Here is an 18,852-nt window from a genome sequence, read left to right as displayed (position 1 = left end):
TTAGGCCTCCAGATTGCGGCCGACGATCCGCACCAGGAAGAACGCGACGATGTTGGCGATGACGACCGCGACGAGGCCGCCGGCTGAAGCGCTGCCGACATCGAACTGGATCAGCGCCTGGGAATAGACCAGGAAGGCGATATTGGTGGTCTGCAGGCCCGGCCCGCCGCCGGTCGTGACGAAGATCTCGGCAAACACCGTGAGCAGGAAGATCGTCTCGATCAGGATCACCACCGTAATCGGGCGCGCCAGGTGTGGCACGGTGAGATAGATGAAGCGCGACAGCGCGCTGGCGCCGTCCATCTCGGCCGCCTCCTTCTGCTCCTCGTCGAGCGACTGCAGCGCAGTCAGCAGGATCAGCGTCGCGAATGGCAGCCACTGCCAGGCCACGATGAAGATGATGGCGAGCAGCGGCGCATCGGTGAACCAGTCGATCGGCGTCAAGCCGAACGATCGCGCGATCCAGGCGAACAGGCCGGAGACCGGATGCATCAACAGATTCTTCCAGACCAGCGCGCTCACGGTAGGCATCACGAAGAACGGCGCGATGACCATCAGCCTGACGAAGTTGCGGCCGACCACCGGCTGGTCCAGTAGCAACGCGATCGGGATGCCGAGCCCGATGGTGAGCAGCAGCACCGACCCGACCAGGACCAGCGTATTTTGTAGCGAGGCCAGGAAGGCAGGATCGGTCAGGAAGTATCGAAAGTTCTCGAGGCCGACGAAGCTCTCAGAGCCCGGATCGAGCAGGCTGTAATGCAGCGTCGAGAAATAGATCGTGAGCGCCAGCGGCACGATCATCCAGATGAAGAGCAGCAGCACGGCCGGCGACAGCAGCGCCCGGGCCAAGGTTTGCGTCTGTTTGGTGGCCATGCCTTGCTCCCGAACTCAATCGTCGCGACTTGCCTCGTCGTTGCGAGCGAAGCGAAGCAATCCAGGAGCCGAAAGAAAGTCTGGATTGCTTCGTCGCTAACGCTCCTCGCAATGACGGCGCTGATGAGGAGCGCAATGTACCAAGTATCGGCGAAACATCTTCGCGGATGTCGAGTGTGAAAAAGCGGCCATCCCAAGAGCGTCACCGGGGATGGCCGCAAGTGTCAGCTCGGGAGGAATGAGCTGATCAGGCGGCCGATCGCAATCGACCTATTTGATGTAGCCCGCGCGCTTCATCTCGCGTTCGGTCGACGACTGTGCGGCGCTAAGTGCTGCATCGACCGAGGTCGAGCCCGCGAGCGCGGCCGAGAACTGCTGGCCGACCGAGGTGCCGATGCCCTGGAATTCCGGGATCGCGGCATATTGCACGCCGACATAAGGCACCGGCTTGACCGTCGGCTTGTTCGGATCGGCCGCATCGATCGAGGCCAGCGTCATCTTGGCGAACGGCGCAGCCTTCACATAGTCCTCGTTCTTGTAGAGCGAGGTGCGGGTGCCCGGCGGCACGTTCGCCCAGCCTTCCTTCGAGGCGACGAGCTTGGTGTAGTCCTTGCTGGTCGCCCAGGCGATGAACTTCTCGGCCGCGTCGACCTTCTTGGAGCCGGCGGGGATTGCGAGATTCCACGCCCACAGCCAGTTGGCGTTCTTGCCAAGGCCGGTGTTCGGCGCCAATGCAAAGCCGACCTTGTCGGCGACCTTGGAGTCCTTGGGGTTGGTCACGAAGGACGCCGCCACCGTGGCATCGATCCACATCGCGCATTTGCCGGCGTTGAACAACGCGAGATTCTCGTTGAAGCCGTTCGAGCTGGCGCCGGGAGGACCTGCTTCCTTCATCAGGTCGACATAGGTCGACAGCGTCTTCTTCCATTCCGGCGTGTTGAACTGCGGCTCCCATTTCTCGTCGAACCAGCGCGCGCCGTAGGAATTGGCCATCGCGGTCAGGAACGCCATGTTCTCGCCCCAGCCGGCCTTGCCGCGCAGGCAGATGCCGTAGACGCCGGCCGACTTGTCGGTGAGCTTCTTGGCGGCGTCGATCACGAAGTCCCAGGTCGGGCTCTCCGGCATCTTCAGGCCTGCCTTGTCGAACAAGTCGGTGCGATACATCGTCATCGAGCTCTCGCCATAGAACGGCGCGGCGTAGAGCTTGCCGTCGACCGACACCGCGTCCTTGATCTTCGGAAGGATGTCGTTCGCGTCGTAGTCGGTGCCGAGATTGTCGAGCGGCACCAACCAATTCTTCTTGGCCCAGATCGGCACTTCATAGGTGCCGATGGTCAGAACGTCGAACTGGCCGCCCTTCGTTGCGATGTCGGTGGTGACGCGCTGGCGCAGCACGTTCTCCTCCAGCGTGACCCATTTCACCGATATGTCCGGATTGGCCTTGGTGAATTCACCGGTCAGGCCCTGCATCCGGATCATATCGCCATTGTTGACGGTGGCGATGGTGAGCGTGGTCTCGGCGAGCGACGGCGCCGACATCGCGAGTGCGGCCGCGCCCATGAGGGCGCCCAAAGCGACTTTCGCAGTGAAGATGGTCTTCACGGATGTCCTCCCTCTCCCCGCGTGTTTTGAACATATGCTCACGCGTTGGGCTTATGTTCACTATAGAGCGGTGACTTTGTCAAGCACGCTTCCGCGCCCTGGAGTTGTGCGGCGCGATATTGCGCACGCGCATGATGGACGCGTCGCATGCAAGAGAGAGATTGTTCAGGCCAGAATAGCGTGCGCAGTCGCTTCGTCCGTGATCAGGCCGTTGATCAGCCGGCCTGCAAGCGCGGCGCGGATGGCAGGAATCTTCGCCGGCCCGAGCGCAGCCGCGACTGTCAGCGCCTTTGCCGGCACATCTGGCGGGATGCTGGTGAGACGGCGGTTGGTGCCGCCCTTGATCAGTCTGCCCTTCGCGTCATAGGCCCAGCCGGTGATTTCGCCGACCGCGCCCAGCCGCATCATCTCCGTGAGCTCCTCGCGGGTGACGAAGCCGTCGATATGCATCTGCGCCTTCTGGTCCATCTGCCCGATGCCGATCAGCTTCAGGTCCGCCTTGTCGGCGACCGCTTTCACTTTCGTGATCGCGTCGATCCGGACCATGCGGTCGCGCTCGTCCTGCGAGTCCATCAAGAACGGCAGCGGCATAGGGTAATGCCGCGCGCCGGTGCGGTCGGCGAGCCGACCGACCGTGTCGAAGAAGCTTGCCGAGCCGTCCGCCAGAATGTTGCCGACAAGCGACACGATCTGATGCTCCGGGCGGTCGACCGGCGTCACCCGCTCGACCGCGGCGCGCACCGCACGCCCGGTGCCGAGCGCGATGATGACCGGCGTTTCCGAGCGCAGTGTCAACTCCAGCAGATTCGCGCAGCGCTCGGCGATGCCTGCAGCCGCCGACGGCGCGGCCGGATCGGTCGGCACCACGTCGCAATGCACCAGATCGAAACGGTCCCTGAGCTGCGCCGCAATCTCCATGCAGGATGCGATCGGATGCTCGAGCCGAAAGGTGATCAGCCGCTCGGCCAGGCACAATGACACCAGCCGCTGCGCCGAGGCACGCGACACCTGCAGCATCTTTGCGATCTCGTCCTGGGTGTGGCCGGCGATGAAATAGAGCCAGCCGGCGCGTGCCGCATCATCGAGCCGGGACTTGTCGCTGTCGTTGGCCGCCATCTGGTGGAAATCCTGCATGCAATCACCGAAACAGAACATATGCCCAGGCGATGAGCAATAGTTCTCTCTTGTCGATGCTCGGCGGGCGGCGGCAGTTGAGGAGCCGGATGCCCCATCAGCATCGCGCTGCTCGACTGCCGCGAGCATCACTGTTGAAAAGGTGATGCGTTGACGGACCATTTCGAGCCCATCGACGCCGTCAGGGATGACGATCAGGCCACAGCCTTGAGACGCAAACGAGAGGCTTCTGACGCGAGCAGCGCCCGGGGCCGGCCTGCATGAAGGGACGTCGAGGGATGGTGATATGCTGCGCGGCAGCATAAAGCTCGCCATCGGCTCGGGTTGCATCAGGAACGATGCTCCCGAGCGCGCGCTCACATGAACGACCGCCTCACCGCAGTTCATCGACCTCATTCGATAGACGACGACCTTCGCTCAGCGATTTTGCCCGCAGGCCGATCGGTGAGATCATGGCCCTCCAGCACCGTTGCAGCTCATGCGGGGCGATTAAAACAAATCGCCGAGGTCATCGGCCTCGTTGGACAGATATTCGACCGTCCGCTCGGCAATGGCACGCATCAGCCCGATCTTGTTGAGATCATGCCCGCCGAGAACGGCCCGTGCCACCACGGCGAGATCGGCCCAGGCGGGGTATTCCTCGGGATCTTCCCGCATCCACAGCGCGTTGAACACGAACAGCTCGGCCCATCGCTCGCGCCGCGCCCCGATCGCGCCGTTGCATCGTCGAGCTGGCCCGAGGCAGCCTGCAGCTCGGGCGAGGCGGCGATCCCCGCCTGCTGCAATGCCCCGCCGAGAAAAGCCATCATGCCGCCGTCGATCTCACCCGCCTCGGCGTGCGCGGCCAGATCGGCCTGGAATGTCGCGATCAGATCGGCCGCATCTGCAAAGCCGCGCTTGGCCCGATCGTTCAAGCCTGCGAGCAGCATCTGGAGCAGAAAAAGGTAGCCGACGCCGAGGGCTTCGCGATCGTCTTGGCATGATCATGAAGACCCGCTTGGGTTGCGCGTGCTTTGGCCATCAAAGGAACTCCTTTCCTGAAGAATTAGCGCAAAATGCCGGCGAACCTGAGGACAATCCGACCTCGTTCACCGGAAAGATGCCAGCGATGCGCTCCCCTCCGCGTCGTTGGCCGTTCCGCGTTCTATGCGGCATGGTCAACGATACCTTGCCGCAACGGGGCCGATTTTCGCGCTCGCCTTGACACTTGCTTACCGCACATGGGCTTAGCTGGCGCTTCGGTTTTCGCCTGTGAGTCCTTCGATGAGCAACATCTCGACCATCGCATTGTCCGGCATGAACGCGGCGGCCCGCCGCCTCGATGTGTCCGCGAGCAATATCGCGAACGCCAGCAGCAATGGCGCGCTGCCGGTTGACGGCGCGGTGCCATCAGGCGCACCTCGGGCCTACGTGCCGCTGCAGGTCGTGCAGACCGAAAGCGCCACGGGCGGCACGCAGACATCAGTGACATCGGTGACGCCTGCCAGTGTCGCGACATCGGACCCATCCGCGCCTTTCTCCAATGAGGACGGGCTCGTCGCCACGCCCAATGTCGACCTCGCGCAGGAGATGATCAGCCAGCTCGTCGCCAAGTACAGCTACGCCGCCAACGCCAGGGTCATGGCCGCCGACGATCGGATGACGAAGACATTGATCGACACGATGGCGTGATCTTGGCGCGCTCCGCGGAACTTCCGCTCTCTGCCCAAACATGATAGCGCCGTGATCGCGCATCCGCTGTGATGGCCTGCGCACAAGCCCGGCTTGTATCGAAGTGCATATGGCGTCGCGACGATTGTGAAGGCAAGGTCACGGTCCGACACATGCGCGCCATATGCCGGCGCTACGAATCAGGCCGGAATGCCTTACGGGGGACCACATGGCCGACAACGAACTTGAAATCCTGACGAACGCGCGCGCGGTGCTGCTGGAGCTTCGCCGAAACCTGGCCAAGACCATCGCGGCCGGCTACAAGAGCGGCGAGACCGAAACCGCGATCAAGAGCCTCATCGAGACCCAACATGCCATCGACGTGATCGACCATGCGGGCGATGAGCTCGAGGACGCCGAGGAAGAAGAGGAAGACGACGAGGACTAACATCGCAAGTGCGGTGGCCGGCGGAGCCGCGCCGATCAGGTTCGGCCCGCCGAATGACAGGCGCCTCTTCCGTGAGGTGTCGCAACAGAGTGCCGCAGCGAAGGGTGCCGCAGCTATCAGCCTGTTGCCGAGCTGGCGCGGCGACCGTCAAGCTGGGACGTCTGAGCAGCCGCCATCTCGGCCGCAAGCAGCAGCGCCGCATGGCTCGCTCCCGCGAATGCGATGCCCTGCCCTGCGATGTCGTACGCGGTGCCGTGCGCGGGCGTGCAAATCGGAAACGGAAAGCCGCCAAGCAATGTCACGCCGCGATCAAAGCCCATCAGCTTCATCGCGATCTGACCCTGGTCGTGGTACATCGTCAGCACCGCATCGAAGGCGCCGGCTTTGGCGCGCAGAAACACCGTATCCGCAGGGAACGGCCCCTCCGCAGCAATGCCGTCGCGCTGGCCTGCCATCACCGCGGGCGCAATGACGTCGATCTCCTCGCGGCCGAAATTGCCGCCATCGCCGGCGTGCGGATTGAGCCCGGCCACCGCGATGCGCGGCCGCGCGAAGCCGGCCTTGCGCATGCAGGCGTCGGTCAGCGCGAGCGCGCGCTGGATGCGTTCACTGGACAGCTGCGACGCGACGTCCCTGAGCGGAATGTGCGAGGTGACCCGTGCGTTCCAGAGCCGGCCCAGCACGTTGAATTCACTGGCCGCGGCCGTGAGCCCGACCACATCAGCAGAAAACGCGATCTCGTCATCATAGTCGGCGCGCGCAAGCCGCATTGCCTGCTTGTTGAACGGCGTGAAGCAGACGGCATCGACGCGGCCGTCACGGCCGAGCTCCAGCGCATGCCGGTAATTCGCAAGCGCGAATCTGCCGCCGGCAAGGCTCGGAACGCCGCGTTCGATTTCTGCCGGATCGAGATGGCCGAGATCGACAAATAGCACATCGCTATCTAGCTTGCGGAAATCGGCGTCCTGCTCCACCGTCTTCAGCTGCGGCGCGATGCCGGCCACGCGCGCGCCCTCGTCGAAGACGCGTCGATCACCTATCACGACGAGCCGGCTGCGGGACCGGACGTCTTCGAGTGCGACGAGCTTCGCCGTCAACTCCGGACTGATGCCGGCAGGATCTCCCATCGCCAATGCAACGAGCGGTCTCATCGTCATATGATCGCCTTCTCCTTGTTGGTCTCGGCAGCGGTCGATGCGGGCTTGCGCAGCGGATGCAGCAGCTGCAAGGCGAGTGGCAGCAGCAGCAGCGCAATGCCGGCCACCACAAGGCTCGTCACCAGCCTGTTGGCAAAGAAGATCCCGAGAGATCCCTTGGACATCAGCATCGATTGCCGGAACGCATCCTCCGCCTTGTCGCCGATGACGATCGCGAGCACCAGCGGAGCCAGCGGATAGAACAGCTTCTTGAAAAGATAGCCGACGATTCCGAAACCGAGCATCAAGACCACGTCGAGATAGGAGCTCGACACCGAATAGGCGCCGACGACGCAGATGATGACGATCAAGGGCGCGATGACGACGAAGGGAATCCGCATCAAGGCCGCGAACACGGGCACAGTGAGCAGCACCAGCGCGACGGCGACGATGTTGCCGACATACATCGAGGCGATCAGTCCCCAGACGAAGTCCTTGCTGTCGACAAACAGCATCGGCCCGGGATTGAGGCCCCAGATCATCAGGCCACCCATCATCACGGCCGCGGTGGCCGAGCCGGGAATGCCGAGCGAGAGCATCGGGAGTAGCGCGCTGGTGCCGGCCGCGTGATCAGCAGTCTCCGGCGAAATGATGCCTTCGACCTCGCCGGTGCCGAAGTGCCGGCCGCGGCGCGAGAACCGCCGCGCGATGCCGTAACTCATGAACGATGCAGCCGTCGGACCGCCCGGCGTGATGCCCATCCAGCAACCGATCGCCGCACTGCGCAGCAACGCAACGCCATGCCGCGGCAGACGCGCGACCGCGCGAAACACCTCGCGCCAATCGATCTTGGAGGAGACCGCACGGGCATGGAACTCCTCCTCGACGGCAACGAGGAGCTCGCCGATGCCGAACAGGCCCATGACAGCGACGACGAAGTTCACGCCCTTGACGAGCTCGTCGATGCCCATGGTCAGGCGCACGCTGCCCGAGACGGTGTCGATGCCGATCGCCGCAATCGCAAAGCCGATCGCCAGCGCCACCACCGTCTTGATCGGCGCTGCGCCGCCCATGCCGACGAAGCTCGCAAACGCGAGGAAATAGACCGCGAAATATTCAGGCGGACCGAACGCGAGGGCGACCTGCGCCACCCAGGACGCGAGGAAGGTAATCAGGATGACACCGACCAGTGCGCCGAACGCCGCCGAGCCGAAGGCGGTCGCCAGCGCCGTGGTCGGCCGTCCGTCGCGCGCCATCGGGTAGCCGTCGAAGGTGGTCGCGACCGATGACGGCTCGCCGGGGATGTTGAACAGGATCGAGGTGACGGAGCCGCCGAACAGTGCGCCCCAATACATGCTGGAGAGCAGGATGATCGCCGAGACCGGCTGCATGCCGAAGGTCAGGGGCAGCAGCAGCGACACGCCATTCGGGGCACCAAGGCCCGGCAGCACGCCGACGAGAATGCCGAGCAGCACGCCAATCACCATCAGCACCAGATGCGGCATCGTGACGGCGACGGAAAAGCCGTGCAGGAGCTCCTGGAGATTCTCCATCGCTCTCTCCGTCAGAACCCGAGCGCTGCGGCGATCGCGCCGTGCGGCAGTGTGACCTGGAACATGCGCTCGAACACGACATAGAGCGCGAGCGACGTCGTAGCAGCTACAGCCAGCGCGCGCAGCAAAGACTGATGCTTTGGCACCGCAAGCACCGCAAAGACATAGCCTGCCGCGGCGAGATACATCCCGGCCAGCGGGATGGCCGCAACGAAGATCGCCGCCGGCACGAACAGGGCGGCAAGCCGGCGCAGCTCTGTTCGCGTGATGGCAACGGGCACGCTTGCAATTGTCATCGCCGGCAACGCGCCCCGGACCAGGTTGTAGAGGCTGCCGAACACGATGACGACGCCGGTCAGGAACGGGAACGTGCCGGGGTCGACGCCCTCGCTCGACCAGCCGATACCATTATCGAGACTGGAAACGACCACCGCCACGCCGAAGCTGCCGGTGAGGATGGCGGTTGCCAGTTCGAGAGCGCGGCGCGACATCATCGACGTCTCCAGCCGGGCGTGAGACCACAAGCAATCATTGCGCAGCCCTTCGGCTTACTTGACCAGCCAGCCCTGCTCGCTCGCGACCTGCTTGAGGTGCTCGATATCCTCCTTGATGAACTTGTCGAAATCGGCCCCGGTCAGGAACGTGTCGACCTGCGAGGTCTTCTCGATGTAGTCCTTCCATTCCGGCGTCGCCTGCACCTTCTTCATGAGGTCGACATAGAACGCGGCCTGATCCGGCGTGACCTTGCCGGGCAGCCACACCGTGCGCGGCTGCTCATATTGCGCAATGTCGAGGCCCTGCTCGACGCAGGTCGGCACGTCGCTCCAGCCTTCGGTGGCGGTGATCTTCGGCCCTTCCGGCAGCCGCTTCGGGCTGAAGGCGCAAAGCGGCCGCTGCGTTCCGCCGCGCCATTGGCCGAGGCTTTCGCTGGGATTGTTGACGTGAGAATCGATGTGCCCGCCGGCGAGCTGCACGGCGGCTTCTGCGCCGCTCTTGAACGGGATATAGGTCAGCTTGACGTGCCCGACCTTTTCGATCATGCGCGTCAGCACCTCGTCGGTATCCTTCGACTGCGCGCCGCCCATCTTGAATTCGTGCGTGGCGGCGGCCTTCAGATAATCACCCGCGGTCTTGTAGGGCGCGTCCTGCTTGACCCAGAGCAGGAACTCGTCCTGCGCCATGGCTGCGATTGGCGTGAGATCGGTGTAGTTGAAAGCAACCTTTGAGACGAGCGGCTGCTGCCAGGCATTCGACGTTCCGAAGATCACCTTGTAAGGATCGCCAGCGGATGCCTTGCCATACACATAGCCTTCCGCACCGCTGCCGCCGCCCTTGTTGACCACCACGATCGGCTCGTCGGTCAGCTTGTACTTGGTGATGATATTCTGCACCGCGCGCGCCAGATTGTCCGTCCCGCCGCCCGGTCCTGCCGTGGCGACAAACTCGATCGGCCTTTGCGGCTGCCAGGCCGCAGCCGCCGGGCCCGTGCCAGCCAGCAGGGTTGCAGATGCGAACAGTAAAATTGGCGTCATCGGGCGCATCATTTCCTCCGTTTGATTCTTCGTTTTTTGTTTTGTAGTCGATCGCGGCGTCGTCAGGCGAGTTGTTCTGCGCGGCCCATCGATGCCGAAACGATTGCGCCTTCTTGTTCGAGCGCTTCGATCTGCCTCGGGTCAAACCCGTGCTCGGCCAGCACCTCGCGCGTGTGCTCGCCATAGACGGGCGCGCCGGTGCGAACCTTGCCCGGTGTCTCCGAGAATTTGATGGGAAGCCCGATCGTCTTCACCGGCCCGAGCGTCGAATGCTCGACCTCGACCACCATCTCGCGCGCCAGCGTCTGCGGATCGCTCAAGGCCTCCAGCATGTCGTGGACGGGACCACAGGGCACGCCCTTCTCGTCGAGCGCCGCGAGCCAGTGCGCGCGCGGCTTGGTCCGGAAGCGTTCGCTCAAGACAGCGTCGAGTTCCTTGAGATGCGCCATGCGATCGGCACCGGTGACAAAGCGCGGGTCGGTGGCAAGCTCGCTCGCGCCGAGCGCTTCCAGCATCAACAGCCAATGTTTCTTGTTGGCGCCGCCGACCACGAGCCAACCGTCCGAGGCTTCAAAGGCCTGATAGGGCGCATTGAGCGGATGCGCGGAGCCCATGGCGCGAGGCGCCGTGCCCGCGGCGAGCGCGATGGTCGATTGCCAATAGGTCTGCACCAGCGCCGCTTCATAGAGCGAGGTCTCGACCCATTGCCCTTCGCCGGTCTTCAGGCGATGGGTATAGGCCGCGAGGATGCCCATGCTCGCCAGCAGGCCCGCCGTGATGTCCGATAGTGGCGGTCCGCATTTCACCGGCGGACCATCAGGCCGCTCCCCGGTGAAGCTCATGATGCCGCTCATGGCCTGCGCGACCAGATCGAAACCGCGCCGATGCTTGTACGGACCGGTGCGGCCGAAGCCGGACAGCGAGCAATAGATCAGGGCCGGAAATTCCTTGTGCAATTCCTCATAACCGAAGGCGAGCCGCTCCATGGCGCCGGGCGCAAAATTCTCGACCAGCACGTCGGCGCTCGCGATCAGCCGCCGCAGCACCTGCTTGCCGCCATCCGTCTTCAGATCCAGCACGATGCCGCGCTTGTTGCGGTTCATCATCAGGAAGGAGGCTGCCTCGTCGCCGATTTTCGGCGGGACCGAGTGGCGGGTGTCATCGCCACCGGGCGATTTCTCGATCTTGATGACGTCTGCGCCCATGTCAGCAAGCATGAGCGTGCAGGTCGGGCCCGCCATCACGTGGGTGAGATCAATGACCTTGAGGCCCGCAAGCGGTCCCGATGCGCGCACTTTGTTGTCTGGGATCGACATGCGGTCCTCGCCCTTCCGATTGTTCTTTTTTGACAATCTGAATGCAAAAACTGGTGCTATCAAGCGAAATATTCTAAATTCCGCTTCGTAAAACCGATTTTGCATTCAAAACGGAACCTGCGCCATGCTCCATGAGGAGGTCGTCGGACGCATCCGCTCGATTTTGCTCGACGGCGAAATTCCCCCTGGCGGGCGGATCCCCGAGCGCGACCTGTGCGATCGGCTGCAGATCTCGCGCACGCCGCTGCGTGAAGCGCTCAAGGTGCTCGCCGCCGAAGGTCTCGTGCAGCTCCTGCCCAATCGCGGTTCGCGCGCCGCCAAACTGACGGACAAGGACATGAGAGACTTGTTCGAAGTCTGCCAAGGACTGGAGGCGCTTGCAGGAGAGCTCGCCTGCGAGCGCATCTCGGACAGCGAGATCGCGGAGATCGCTCAGGCGCACGCAGCCATGCTACAGCATCACCGCGACGGCGATCTCATCCAGTATTACCGCTGCAATCGGGCCATCCATGAAGCCATCGTCGCCGCGGCGGACAATCCCGTGCTGACGGGACTCTACACATCGGTGACCGCGCGCATTCGTCGCGCGCGCTACGTCACGCCGATGACGGCGCAGCGCTGGGCCGTCGCCGTTCAGGAGCATGAGGCCATCCTCAATGCGCTGCAGCGACGCGACGGCGTCGGCCTCTCCCACATCCTGCGCGCACATCTGCGCCACAAGCGTGAAGAAGTCCTGCAAGCCGGCTTCGCCGAAACGGAAGGTAGCGGCGTCACGCGAATAACAGCGTGAGGTCAGCTCTGGCGAGGTCCCTCGGCATGAACCTTCCGAGGCATGTAAACCACGAATAGATCACCAAGACGATTTTCAGCTGCACTCGCGCCACGCTCGGTCGGAGCCGCAACGAAGCATCGTCTACATTGAACGTCGCTGCGCGTGTGACCAGCTCACGGCCGATGCCATGAAGAGTCACTTGGCTCGTCCTCTTCGCCGGCCGGGACGTCTCCTGCTCGCTGGTCGTTATCTCCTGGCTTTCTTTTTCTTCGCCGGAGTCTTCTTGGCCGGAGATTTTGCCTTCTTGTTCGTTTTTGCACTCGTTGCTGCGCGCGCAATTGCAGGCGTTGACCGCAACGCCGCAAACTCGGCCTCGATCTGGTCGGTCAAGCTCTGCAGGCCATAAAGCAGATTGAACATCACGGGATCCTGCTCCGCCGAGACATGGCGCGAGGCCTCCTTGAAATTCTCTCGTGCGATCACATAGCCACTCATCGCATCCTCCATTGTCGTCAAGGGCGCATGGCCCATCGATTTTCAATTCATCAATCAAGCCCAAGCATATGCGAAGTCGCTGCCCTCGATCGTGACCTTGGCCTCCTTCAGTTCCTCGCCTGCAAGCGAGCGCTTGAGGAACTCGCGCGACATCGCGGGCAGCAGCGTGTTGTTGATGATGTTGTCGATCATGCGGCCACCCGAGTCGGGGTCGTTGCACAAGGAGACGATGTGATCGACGACGGCCTCGTCATAGTTGAATACGGCCGCATGGTTGTCGCGCACGCGGCGGCCGATACGATCAAGAGCCAGCCGCACGATGCCAGCCAGCATCTCTTTCGAGAGCGGATAATAAGGGATGGAGACCATCCGCCCGAGCAGGGCCGGCGGAAACACGCGGAGCAATTCCGGCCGCAACTCCTGAGCGAGCGCCTCCGGGTCTTCACGGAATTTCGGATCGGCCGCCAGTTCCATGATCAGATCGGTCCCGACATTCGTGGTCAGGATGATCAAGGTGTTCTTGAAATCGATCCGCCGGCCGTTGCCGTCATCCATGAAGCCCTTGTCGAACACCTGGAAGAAGATCTCGTGGACATCCGGATGGGCCTTTTCGACCTCGTCGAGCAGGATGACGCTGTAAGGGCGCCGCCGCACCGCTTCGGTGAGCCGTCCCCCTTCGCCGAAGCCGACATAGCCGGGAGGCGCGCCTTTAAGAGACGAGACGGTGTGCGCCTCCTGGAATTCGGACATGTTGATGGTGATCATGTTCTGCTCGCCGCCATAGAGCGCCTCGGCGAGCGCGAGCGCGGTCTCGGTCTTGCCGACCCCCGACGGGCCGCACAGCATGAAGACACCGATCGGCTTGTTGGGGTTGTCGAGCTTCGCCCTGCTGGTTTCGATGCGCTTGGCGATGACCGCCAGACCGTGAGACTGGCCGACGACGCGCCGGTTGAGAATTTCCGGCAACCTGAGGACGTTCTCGATCTCGTCCTTCACCATGCGTCCGACCGGAATGCCGGTCCAGTCCGACACCACGGAGGCAACGACGTGCTCGTCTACATGGGCATAGACCATCCGCTCCTCCGGCGGTCGCGCCTCGAGATCGTTGAAGAGCTCGCGGATCTGCCGACGCAGTTGCTCCTTGTCGGCCGGCTCCGGCGCAGTCTCGCTCGCGGGCTGTCCTTCCTGCTCAGGCTTCCCGGCTTCTCGCGGAGCGAGCTTTTGCCGCAGTCCGCCGATCTCGGTTACGAGCTTCTTCTGCGAAGCCCATTTTTCGTCGAAGGTGGCGAGCTTCTGCTTCAGCGTCTCGACTTCGGCGTCGATGGCATCGATGCGCTGCTGCGCCTCGACGCCGATATTGCTGTCCTCGATCAGCGCGGCCTTCTCGCTCTCACGTGCTGATATCTGCGAGGTGACATCCTCGATCATCGCCGGGATCGCATTCTGGCTGATGGCCACGCGGGCGGAGGCGGTATCGAGCAGGCTGACCGCCTTGTCAGGAAGTTGGCGCGAGGGAATATAGCGGCTCGACAGTTTCACGGCGGCGACGATCGCCGCGTCGGAGATGCGCACCTTGTGATGCTTCTCCATCGGACCGAGGATGCCACGCAGCATGTCGCAGCAGGTCTCGACATCCGGCTCATCCACCTTGATCGGCTGGAAACGTCGCGTCAGCGCCGGATCCTTTTCGATATATTGGCGATATTCCGCCCACGTCGTCGCCGCAATGGTCCGCAGCGTGCCCCGCGCAAGCGCTGGCTTGAGCAGGTTCGCGGCATCGCCGGTGCCTGCCGATCCTCCCGCCCCGATCAACGTGTGCGCCTCATCGATGAACAGGATGATCGGAGTCGGCGATTGCTGCACCTCGTCGATGACCGAGCGCAAGCGCTGCTCGAACTCGCCCTTCATCGAAGCGCCGGCCTGCATCAGCCCGATATCGAGAACGCAGAGCCGCACATTGCGCAGCGGCGGCGGCACCTCTCCTGCGGCAATGCGGCGCGCGAAACCTTCGACGATGGCAGTCTTCCCGACGCCGGCCTCGCCGGTGAGGATCGGATTGTTCTGACGCCGGCGCATCAGGACATCGATGACCTGCCGCACTTCCTCGTCGCGGCCGAGAACGGGATCGAGCTCTCCCGCGCGAGCCTTGGCGGTGAGATCCTGGGAAAAACGGTCGAGCGCCGTCCTGCCGGTCGGGCCGGGAGCGGCGGCTGCCGCGCCGGAGGCACCGGATGCGACCAGCCCCGATCCATCCATCGGCTGCAAGGTCTCCTCTTGCGAGCTCGCCCAGATGGTGCGGTAGTCACGCGTGAGCTGATCGATCGAGATCTTGCCGAATTCAGGCGAGACATTGGCGAAGGAGCGCGAGAGCTCGCGCGACTGCAACGCGCCGACCAGCACATGGCCGGTCCGAATCTGAGTTTCGCCGAAGAACAAAGTGGCGTAGTGCCAGCCGCGATCGAGCAGGTCCATCAGCGTGTTGGAGACCGCCGGCATCTCGGTCTCGTTCTTGCGAAAGGCGTTCACGACGCTGTTCGCATCCTTCATGAGCTTGCCGCGATCGATGCCGAAGTGATCGACCGTCAGACCGAGATCCGTGTTCTCGACCTGCAGAATATGAACGAGCCAATGCGCAAGCTCGACGTGACGGTTGCCGGCGGCTTTGGCCTGGCGCAGCGCCTTGAAGAACGCCTCGTATCCGACCCGATTGAGCTTGCCTGCTACCGCCTCGAGGCTGATGTCGACCATTGTTTCTCTCCCCTGCCCTCCGCCGGCTTGGATTTTTGCTCGCGCTTCTGACGCATCCGTTCGGCTGGATGAAAGCGCGCGTCCCGACGATACGCATCCTGCAGCGTCCAGTTCGGCGCCATCCAGGTCGTCCAGCCGAGCTGGCCGGACTGGCCCAAACGGATGGGAGGGACGGCGCCGGCACGAATGGCCAGCTCCGTGTCCCATTCGAGCTGCTCGCCATTATAGAAGAACATCAGATCGGCCAGAGGTTCGCAGAGATCGCCCGACGGGAGAAAGCGCTGATACTGCTCCAGGCTGTTGGCGAAGATCCTGATCCGGATCTTGTCCTGAACCGTAAATATCGTCCCGCCCATCATGGCGTCCGCGCCCAGCGTGGCGTGCCGCGCCCCGAGCGCAGTCTGGTCGGCCCGTTCGATCTCAAGGCGCATCCCGACGAACTCGTCGATCTCGACCTCGACGTTGAACAAGCCGCGCAGGGCCGCGGTGAGCCGAGAGGCAGATTTCGCCTGCGCGCCGAGCAGTCCCGCGTAACCGAGCTTTGCGGCATCCGGGATGCTATCGAGGTTATGATACGGCGCCGACCCGATGCCGATGGCCGATCCGATATAGGCGCCGAAACGATCGAGATCGGGCCGGTCGTTCTGGACGATCGGGCGAGAGTCCGCCCAGGCGCGGAAAAACAATTGAATGAAACGATGATTGAAAATGTCGAGGAAGCGCGAGAAGGAATCATCTTGCGCGAGCAAGAAGTGGTAGGCTTCCTCGGTCGTGGCGAGCGGCAGTGCGCCCTGCGGGCCCAATAGTCCGAGAAACTTGACGAATAGCTTGAGCGGCTTGCCCTCTTCCGTCTCGGCGCGCGCGAGATTCGAAGCGGGAAACTCCATGAAGGGATCCTGCCCGAGCTGCACATACTCATCGCGTCTGGACGCGCTGTCACCGATGCGCGGCTTGTCCGGATGATTGCGCTCGAGATGACGCAGGACCGTGAAGTAATCGAACCGCCAAGGCTCCTCTTCCAGGTTGCGAAGGAAGGTCATGGTTGCACGACCCGGTTCATAGCGGCCGACGCTTGCCCATGCGGGGCGGCCAGCGCATCACCCCGCCGCGCTCCACGGAGCGGATCACGGTCTGGGTGAAGTGGTTGAACCCGGAATATTCGGCGAAGAACCGATCGAGCACCGCGCCGAGCAGGAAGATGCCGGCACCTTCGAACGCCTTTTCATCGATCGTCACGGTGATCTCGATCCCGCGCGCCGCGCCAGTCCCCATCCGCTCGCGAATGCGGCGGATGACCGGGCGGCTATCGACCTGACGTACGGCACGGATGCGGCGCTCCGTGAGAGCGTCGTTCATCTCGGCGAACATTGCGAGCGTCTCCTGCAGCGCCTGTGCATTCCGTCCGGCGCCGCGCTCGACCAGACCGAGATGATTGGTGCTGAGCAGGTTGACCAGCCGCCATGTGACGGTGCCAGTGTGCGCTGTCTCGCTGCGGCTCCGCAGCTGCGCGACGATCGGCTCGCGCGGCGGCGTCGGACCAGCAACGCATTGGAGTTCGAGGGAGAAATCATCGACCAGACGAAAATCGGCGCCACCGACGCCGATCGGCACATGCTCCGTCAGATGCCTGTTCGAACACAACGCGCGGGCGCTCAGCTCGGCAACGGCGGTGCCGTCGTCGGTGCCCCCGAGCTCGCTGAGCGAAATGAACATGTCGGTCCCGACATAGTCGGACGAAACGCCAATACGCTTCTCCTCCACCGTGCGGCGGCGAGGCAGGCGGCGCGTGGTGTAGTTCAGCCGTGCCGTGCGCTGCGTCGTCTCCAGCGAGGCCGCATAAAGCGGCTGCACCGGGACTTTCTCCTGAACGCCGGGGAAATGAGCATAGACCGCGAGCAGACGGTGTGGCTCGAAGTCGAGATAATGGCTGCGGTCGGGCACGACCTGATATTCGTGCTGATTCGATTTCAGCGCGATGCGATCGATCGTCTTCTCGAACAGGTTGATCGCCGGCGCAGCATAGGGCGCGAACATATCGGGCCGTACCGCTGCAGCAAGCCTTGCATTGACCTCGTCGAAGGCGAAGAGAATGTCGACCGTCTTCGCCTTCAGCTTCGGCATCACCTCGCCCAATCCGGTCAGATTGAAGCCGAGGAACTTGCGCGGAAAAACGAAGAATTCACGTAGCAGGTCGAAACCCTCGAACACCCGATAGTCGTTCGGAAACAGCGCGTCGGCGCGGTCGAAGCCGACCTGCTGTAACGAGTCCGCCGGAGCGCGATGAACCACCGCATCGCCATATTCGTCGAGATAGCGGAAGTAGACGCCCTTGCAGCGGCCGAACAGCTGCTCGTAGAGCGCAATCGAGTCCGCCTCCGAACCGGCCAGATACAGCGGCAGGTTGGTCATGCGACAGCCGCGGAACTGCATCTCGGGCTTGGCCAGCGCCTCGGCGTCGGACGGCTCGTCCTCCTTGCGCGAGGCAAACCGGTGCGTGAATGTCAGCCGCATGCCAGCCAGCGCGTCGCTGCCGACCGAAGCACCCAGGGCCTGCAGCGGCGCGGGCGAGGCAAAATACTCGGCGCCGATGAGCTCGAACGGCCAAACCATGATGTCGCTGCACAGCCGATAGCGGCACGCGATCTGCCGGCCGAGCTGGCGGAAGCTCGCATCGAGGTGCGAGCCGCGCGGAATGGCGCGCCCGTCGCGCAGCGCCTTTTCCCCGAACGGCGGAACGACCTTCGCAAGCAGCGCCGAGGGCGTCGGCGCGAGGTAATGCGGCACGAGCTGCTCGAGCAGATTGCTGGTGAACTCGGGGAATTCGTGCTTGAGCTTCAGCTGGACGCGCGCAGCGAGAAAGGCCGCCCCTTCAAGCAGACCCCCGATCATCGGATCGACGCGGTCGCCCAATATGCCGCCAAGCCGCTCGGCGATTCCAGGATACTCACCTGCAAATTCCCGCGCCTGCTCGTTGAGCAGCTGAAGCTCGCGATTATAGAGATCGAGGAATTCCCGGTTCATCGCGCCGTCACAGCCGCTTGACCAAGATCTTGCCGGTGTCGATGATATCGGCAACGAATTCGACCGGAACGTTCACCGGGTCGCAAATCAGATCACCGCGCACGATGAAACGTACCTTGAGCTCGGCCGGATCGATGCTCATGTCGCGCTCGACCTGCACCGTGGCTGCTGCAAGCCGCGGTTCGTAGATGAGGATCGCCGCCCGGATTTCGGCCGGCACGTTGATGAGATCCGCCTCGTCGATGGTGCGATGAGCGACATCCGGAATCCCGAAGTTGAGGATCGACCTGCGCGCCAGCGGCATGTCCGACATGTCGATCGTCGATTCCAGAGCGACCGTGTTCAGCAGGGCGTCGAGGTCCCGCCAGACCTCTTCGCGCAAGATCGCTTCCGTGATCACCTGGCGTGCCCGCAGTCTCCGGCTCGCAACGATCCGCTCTCCCGCCTCATTACGGATATCGAGCGACACCTTTGCGTCCTTCTCCCGATGGGCCGCGCGGAATGCTTGCATCAGCGGCGGACTAAGTCGTGTCTTGCTGCTCACCTCGGGCATGGATCACCCATACTCCACA

18 protein-coding genes are annotated in these 18,852 nt (G+C 63.2%); 4 read left to right on the top strand and 14 right to left on the bottom strand.

The annotated features are described in order from the left end of the window. From P6U24_RS05080 to P6U24_RS05065, 4 genes are all read right to left on the bottom strand, one after another. Entirely contained in the window at positions 1–873 is an 873-nt protein-coding gene (locus P6U24_RS05080) for a carbohydrate ABC transporter permease (RefSeq protein ID WP_407158099.1), read from the bottom strand. Positions 874–1,143: 270 nt separating this feature from the next. Continuing rightward, positions 1,144–2,433, bottom strand: a complete 1,290-nt coding sequence (locus P6U24_RS05075; RefSeq protein ID WP_407160782.1) for an ABC transporter substrate-binding protein — start codon at positions 2,431–2,433, stop codon at positions 1,144–1,146. Positions 2,434–2,640: 207 nt separating this feature from the next. Further along, a complete protein-coding gene (locus P6U24_RS05070) occupies positions 2,641–3,591 on the bottom strand; it encodes a sugar-binding transcriptional regulator (RefSeq protein WP_407158098.1) in 951 nt (316 codons plus the stop codon). Between the two features lie 507 nt (positions 3,592–4,098). Further along, positions 4,099–4,284 carry a hypothetical protein gene (locus P6U24_RS05065; protein ID WP_407158097.1) on the bottom strand — a complete coding sequence of 62 codons (186 nt, stop codon included), beginning with the start codon at positions 4,282–4,284 and terminating at the stop codon, positions 4,099–4,101. 161 nt (positions 4,285–4,445) lie between these two features. Here P6U24_RS05065 and P6U24_RS05060 point away from each other — a divergent pair, with 161 nt between their 5' ends. The 3 genes from P6U24_RS05060 to P6U24_RS05050 all read left to right on the top strand — a co-directional run bounded on the left by P6U24_RS05060 (position 4,446) and on the right by P6U24_RS05050 (position 5,707). Next, the gene (locus tag P6U24_RS05060; protein WP_407158096.1) at positions 4,446–4,592 is read left to right on the top strand and encodes a hypothetical protein; all 147 of its coding nucleotides are present in this window, start codon (positions 4,446–4,448) and stop codon (positions 4,590–4,592) included. A 280-nt stretch (positions 4,593–4,872) separates the two neighbouring features. Then, entirely contained in the window at positions 4,873–5,280 is a 408-nt protein-coding gene (locus P6U24_RS05055) for a flagellar basal body rod protein FlgC (protein WP_407158095.1), read from the top strand. 208 nt (positions 5,281–5,488) lie between these two features. Further along, on the top strand, positions 5,489–5,707 hold the full coding sequence (locus P6U24_RS05050; RefSeq protein ID WP_407158094.1) for a hypothetical protein: 219 nt from the start codon (positions 5,489–5,491) through the stop codon (positions 5,705–5,707). Between the two features lie 116 nt (positions 5,708–5,823). Here the strand turns inward: P6U24_RS05050 and P6U24_RS05045 are convergent, their stop codons facing one another. The 5 genes from P6U24_RS05045 to P6U24_RS05025 form a co-directional block, all read right to left on the bottom strand. Further along, on the bottom strand, positions 5,824–6,864 hold the full coding sequence (locus P6U24_RS05045) for a 4-hydroxythreonine-4-phosphate dehydrogenase PdxA (protein ID WP_407158093.1): 1,041 nt from the start codon (positions 6,862–6,864) through the stop codon (positions 5,824–5,826). Beyond that, positions 6,861–8,396 carry a tripartite tricarboxylate transporter permease gene (locus P6U24_RS05040; protein WP_407158092.1) on the bottom strand — a complete coding sequence of 512 codons (1,536 nt, stop codon included), beginning with the start codon at positions 8,394–8,396 and terminating at the stop codon, positions 6,861–6,863. Before P6U24_RS05040 ends, P6U24_RS05045 begins: the two co-directional genes overlap by 4 nt. Positions 8,397–8,407: 11 nt before the next feature. Beyond that, positions 8,408–8,890 carry a tripartite tricarboxylate transporter TctB family protein gene (locus tag P6U24_RS05035; RefSeq protein ID WP_407158091.1) on the bottom strand — a complete coding sequence of 161 codons (483 nt, stop codon included), beginning with the start codon at positions 8,888–8,890 and terminating at the stop codon, positions 8,408–8,410. A 54-nt stretch (positions 8,891–8,944) separates the two neighbouring features. Next, positions 8,945–9,928 (bottom strand): Bug family tripartite tricarboxylate transporter substrate binding protein, encoded by a 984-nt coding sequence (locus P6U24_RS05030; protein ID WP_407158090.1) that lies wholly within the window; start codon positions 9,926–9,928, stop codon positions 8,945–8,947. Positions 9,929–9,990: 62 nt separating this feature from the next. Continuing rightward, on the bottom strand, positions 9,991–11,244 hold the full coding sequence (locus P6U24_RS05025) for a CaiB/BaiF CoA transferase family protein (RefSeq protein ID WP_407158089.1): 1,254 nt from the start codon (positions 11,242–11,244) through the stop codon (positions 9,991–9,993). Positions 11,245–11,407: 163 nt separating this feature from the next. On the opposite strand from P6U24_RS05025, the gene P6U24_RS05020 reads away from it, so the two are divergent. Further along, on the top strand, positions 11,408–12,034 hold the full coding sequence (locus P6U24_RS05020) for a GntR family transcriptional regulator (RefSeq protein WP_407158088.1): 627 nt from the start codon (positions 11,408–11,410) through the stop codon (positions 12,032–12,034). A 228-nt stretch (positions 12,035–12,262) separates the two neighbouring features. Here the strand turns inward: P6U24_RS05020 and P6U24_RS05015 are convergent, their stop codons facing one another. The 5 genes from P6U24_RS05015 to tssE are packed head-to-tail and all read right to left on the bottom strand — an operon-like array spanning position 12,263 to position 18,833. Next, positions 12,263–12,523 (bottom strand): hypothetical protein, encoded by a 261-nt coding sequence (locus P6U24_RS05015; RefSeq protein ID WP_407158087.1) that lies wholly within the window; start codon positions 12,521–12,523, stop codon positions 12,263–12,265. Between the two features lie 42 nt (positions 12,524–12,565). Then, positions 12,566–15,259, bottom strand: coding sequence for a type VI secretion system ATPase TssH (gene tssH, locus P6U24_RS05010; protein WP_407158086.1), 2,694 nt, complete (start codon positions 15,257–15,259; stop codon positions 12,566–12,568). Then, positions 15,232–16,299 (bottom strand): type VI secretion system baseplate subunit TssG, encoded by a 1,068-nt coding sequence (tssG, locus tag P6U24_RS05005; RefSeq protein WP_407158085.1) that lies wholly within the window; start codon positions 16,297–16,299, stop codon positions 15,232–15,234. Before tssG ends, tssH begins: the two co-directional genes overlap by 28 nt. A 16-nt stretch (positions 16,300–16,315) precedes the next feature. Beyond that, positions 16,316–18,280, bottom strand: a complete 1,965-nt coding sequence (tssF, locus tag P6U24_RS05000) for a type VI secretion system baseplate subunit TssF (protein ID WP_407158084.1) — start codon at positions 18,278–18,280, stop codon at positions 16,316–16,318. A gap of 7 nt (positions 18,281–18,287) precedes the next feature. Then, positions 18,288–18,833 (bottom strand): type VI secretion system baseplate subunit TssE, encoded by a 546-nt coding sequence (tssE, locus tag P6U24_RS04995; protein ID WP_407158083.1) that lies wholly within the window; start codon positions 18,831–18,833, stop codon positions 18,288–18,290. Positions 18,834–18,852: the final 19 nt, after the last annotated feature.

Source organism: Bradyrhizobium sp. STM 3557 (genome assembly GCF_045571465.1).
Taxonomy (GTDB): Bacteria; Pseudomonadota; Alphaproteobacteria; order Rhizobiales; family Xanthobacteraceae; genus Bradyrhizobium.
The sequence above is the reverse complement of the archived record's forward strand: the minus strand, read 5'-3'. Positions and strand labels throughout refer to the sequence as shown.

Coding starts and splice junctions, on each gene's coding strand:
- P6U24_RS05015 (WP_407158087.1), bottom strand. CDS start 12,523: ATGGAGGATGCGATGAGTGGCTATGTGATCGCACGAGAGAATTTCAAG.
- P6U24_RS05030 (WP_407158090.1), bottom strand. CDS start 9,928: ATGACGCCAATTTTACTGTTCGCATCTGCAACCCTGCTGGCTGGCACG.
- tssH (WP_407158086.1), bottom strand. CDS start 15,259: ATGGTCGACATCAGCCTCGAGGCGGTAGCAGGCAAGCTCAATCGGGTC.
- P6U24_RS05075 (WP_407160782.1), bottom strand. CDS start 2,433: ATGGGCGCGGCCGCACTCGCGATGTCGGCGCCGTCGCTCGCCGAGACC.
- P6U24_RS05050 (WP_407158094.1), top strand. CDS start 5,489: ATGGCCGACAACGAACTTGAAATCCTGACGAACGCGCGCGCGGTGCTG.
- P6U24_RS05055 (WP_407158095.1), top strand. CDS start 4,873: ATGAGCAACATCTCGACCATCGCATTGTCCGGCATGAACGCGGCGGCC.
- tssG (WP_407158085.1), bottom strand. CDS start 16,299: ATGACCTTCCTTCGCAACCTGGAAGAGGAGCCTTGGCGGTTCGATTAC.
- tssE (WP_407158083.1), bottom strand. CDS start 18,833: ATGCCCGAGGTGAGCAGCAAGACACGACTTAGTCCGCCGCTGATGCAA.
- P6U24_RS05045 (WP_407158093.1), bottom strand. CDS start 6,864: ATGACGATGAGACCGCTCGTTGCATTGGCGATGGGAGATCCTGCCGGC.
- P6U24_RS05025 (WP_407158089.1), bottom strand. CDS start 11,244: ATGTCGATCCCAGACAACAAAGTGCGCGCATCGGGACCGCTTGCGGGC.
- P6U24_RS05080 (WP_407158099.1), bottom strand. CDS start 873: ATGGCCACCAAACAGACGCAAACCTTGGCCCGGGCGCTGCTGTCGCCG.
- P6U24_RS05035 (WP_407158091.1), bottom strand. CDS start 8,890: ATGATGTCGCGCCGCGCTCTCGAACTGGCAACCGCCATCCTCACCGGC.
- tssF (WP_407158084.1), bottom strand. CDS start 18,280: ATGAACCGGGAATTCCTCGATCTCTATAATCGCGAGCTTCAGCTGCTC.
- P6U24_RS05040 (WP_407158092.1), bottom strand. CDS start 8,396: ATGGAGAATCTCCAGGAGCTCCTGCACGGCTTTTCCGTCGCCGTCACG.
- P6U24_RS05070 (WP_407158098.1), bottom strand. CDS start 3,591: ATGGCGGCCAACGACAGCGACAAGTCCCGGCTCGATGATGCGGCACGC.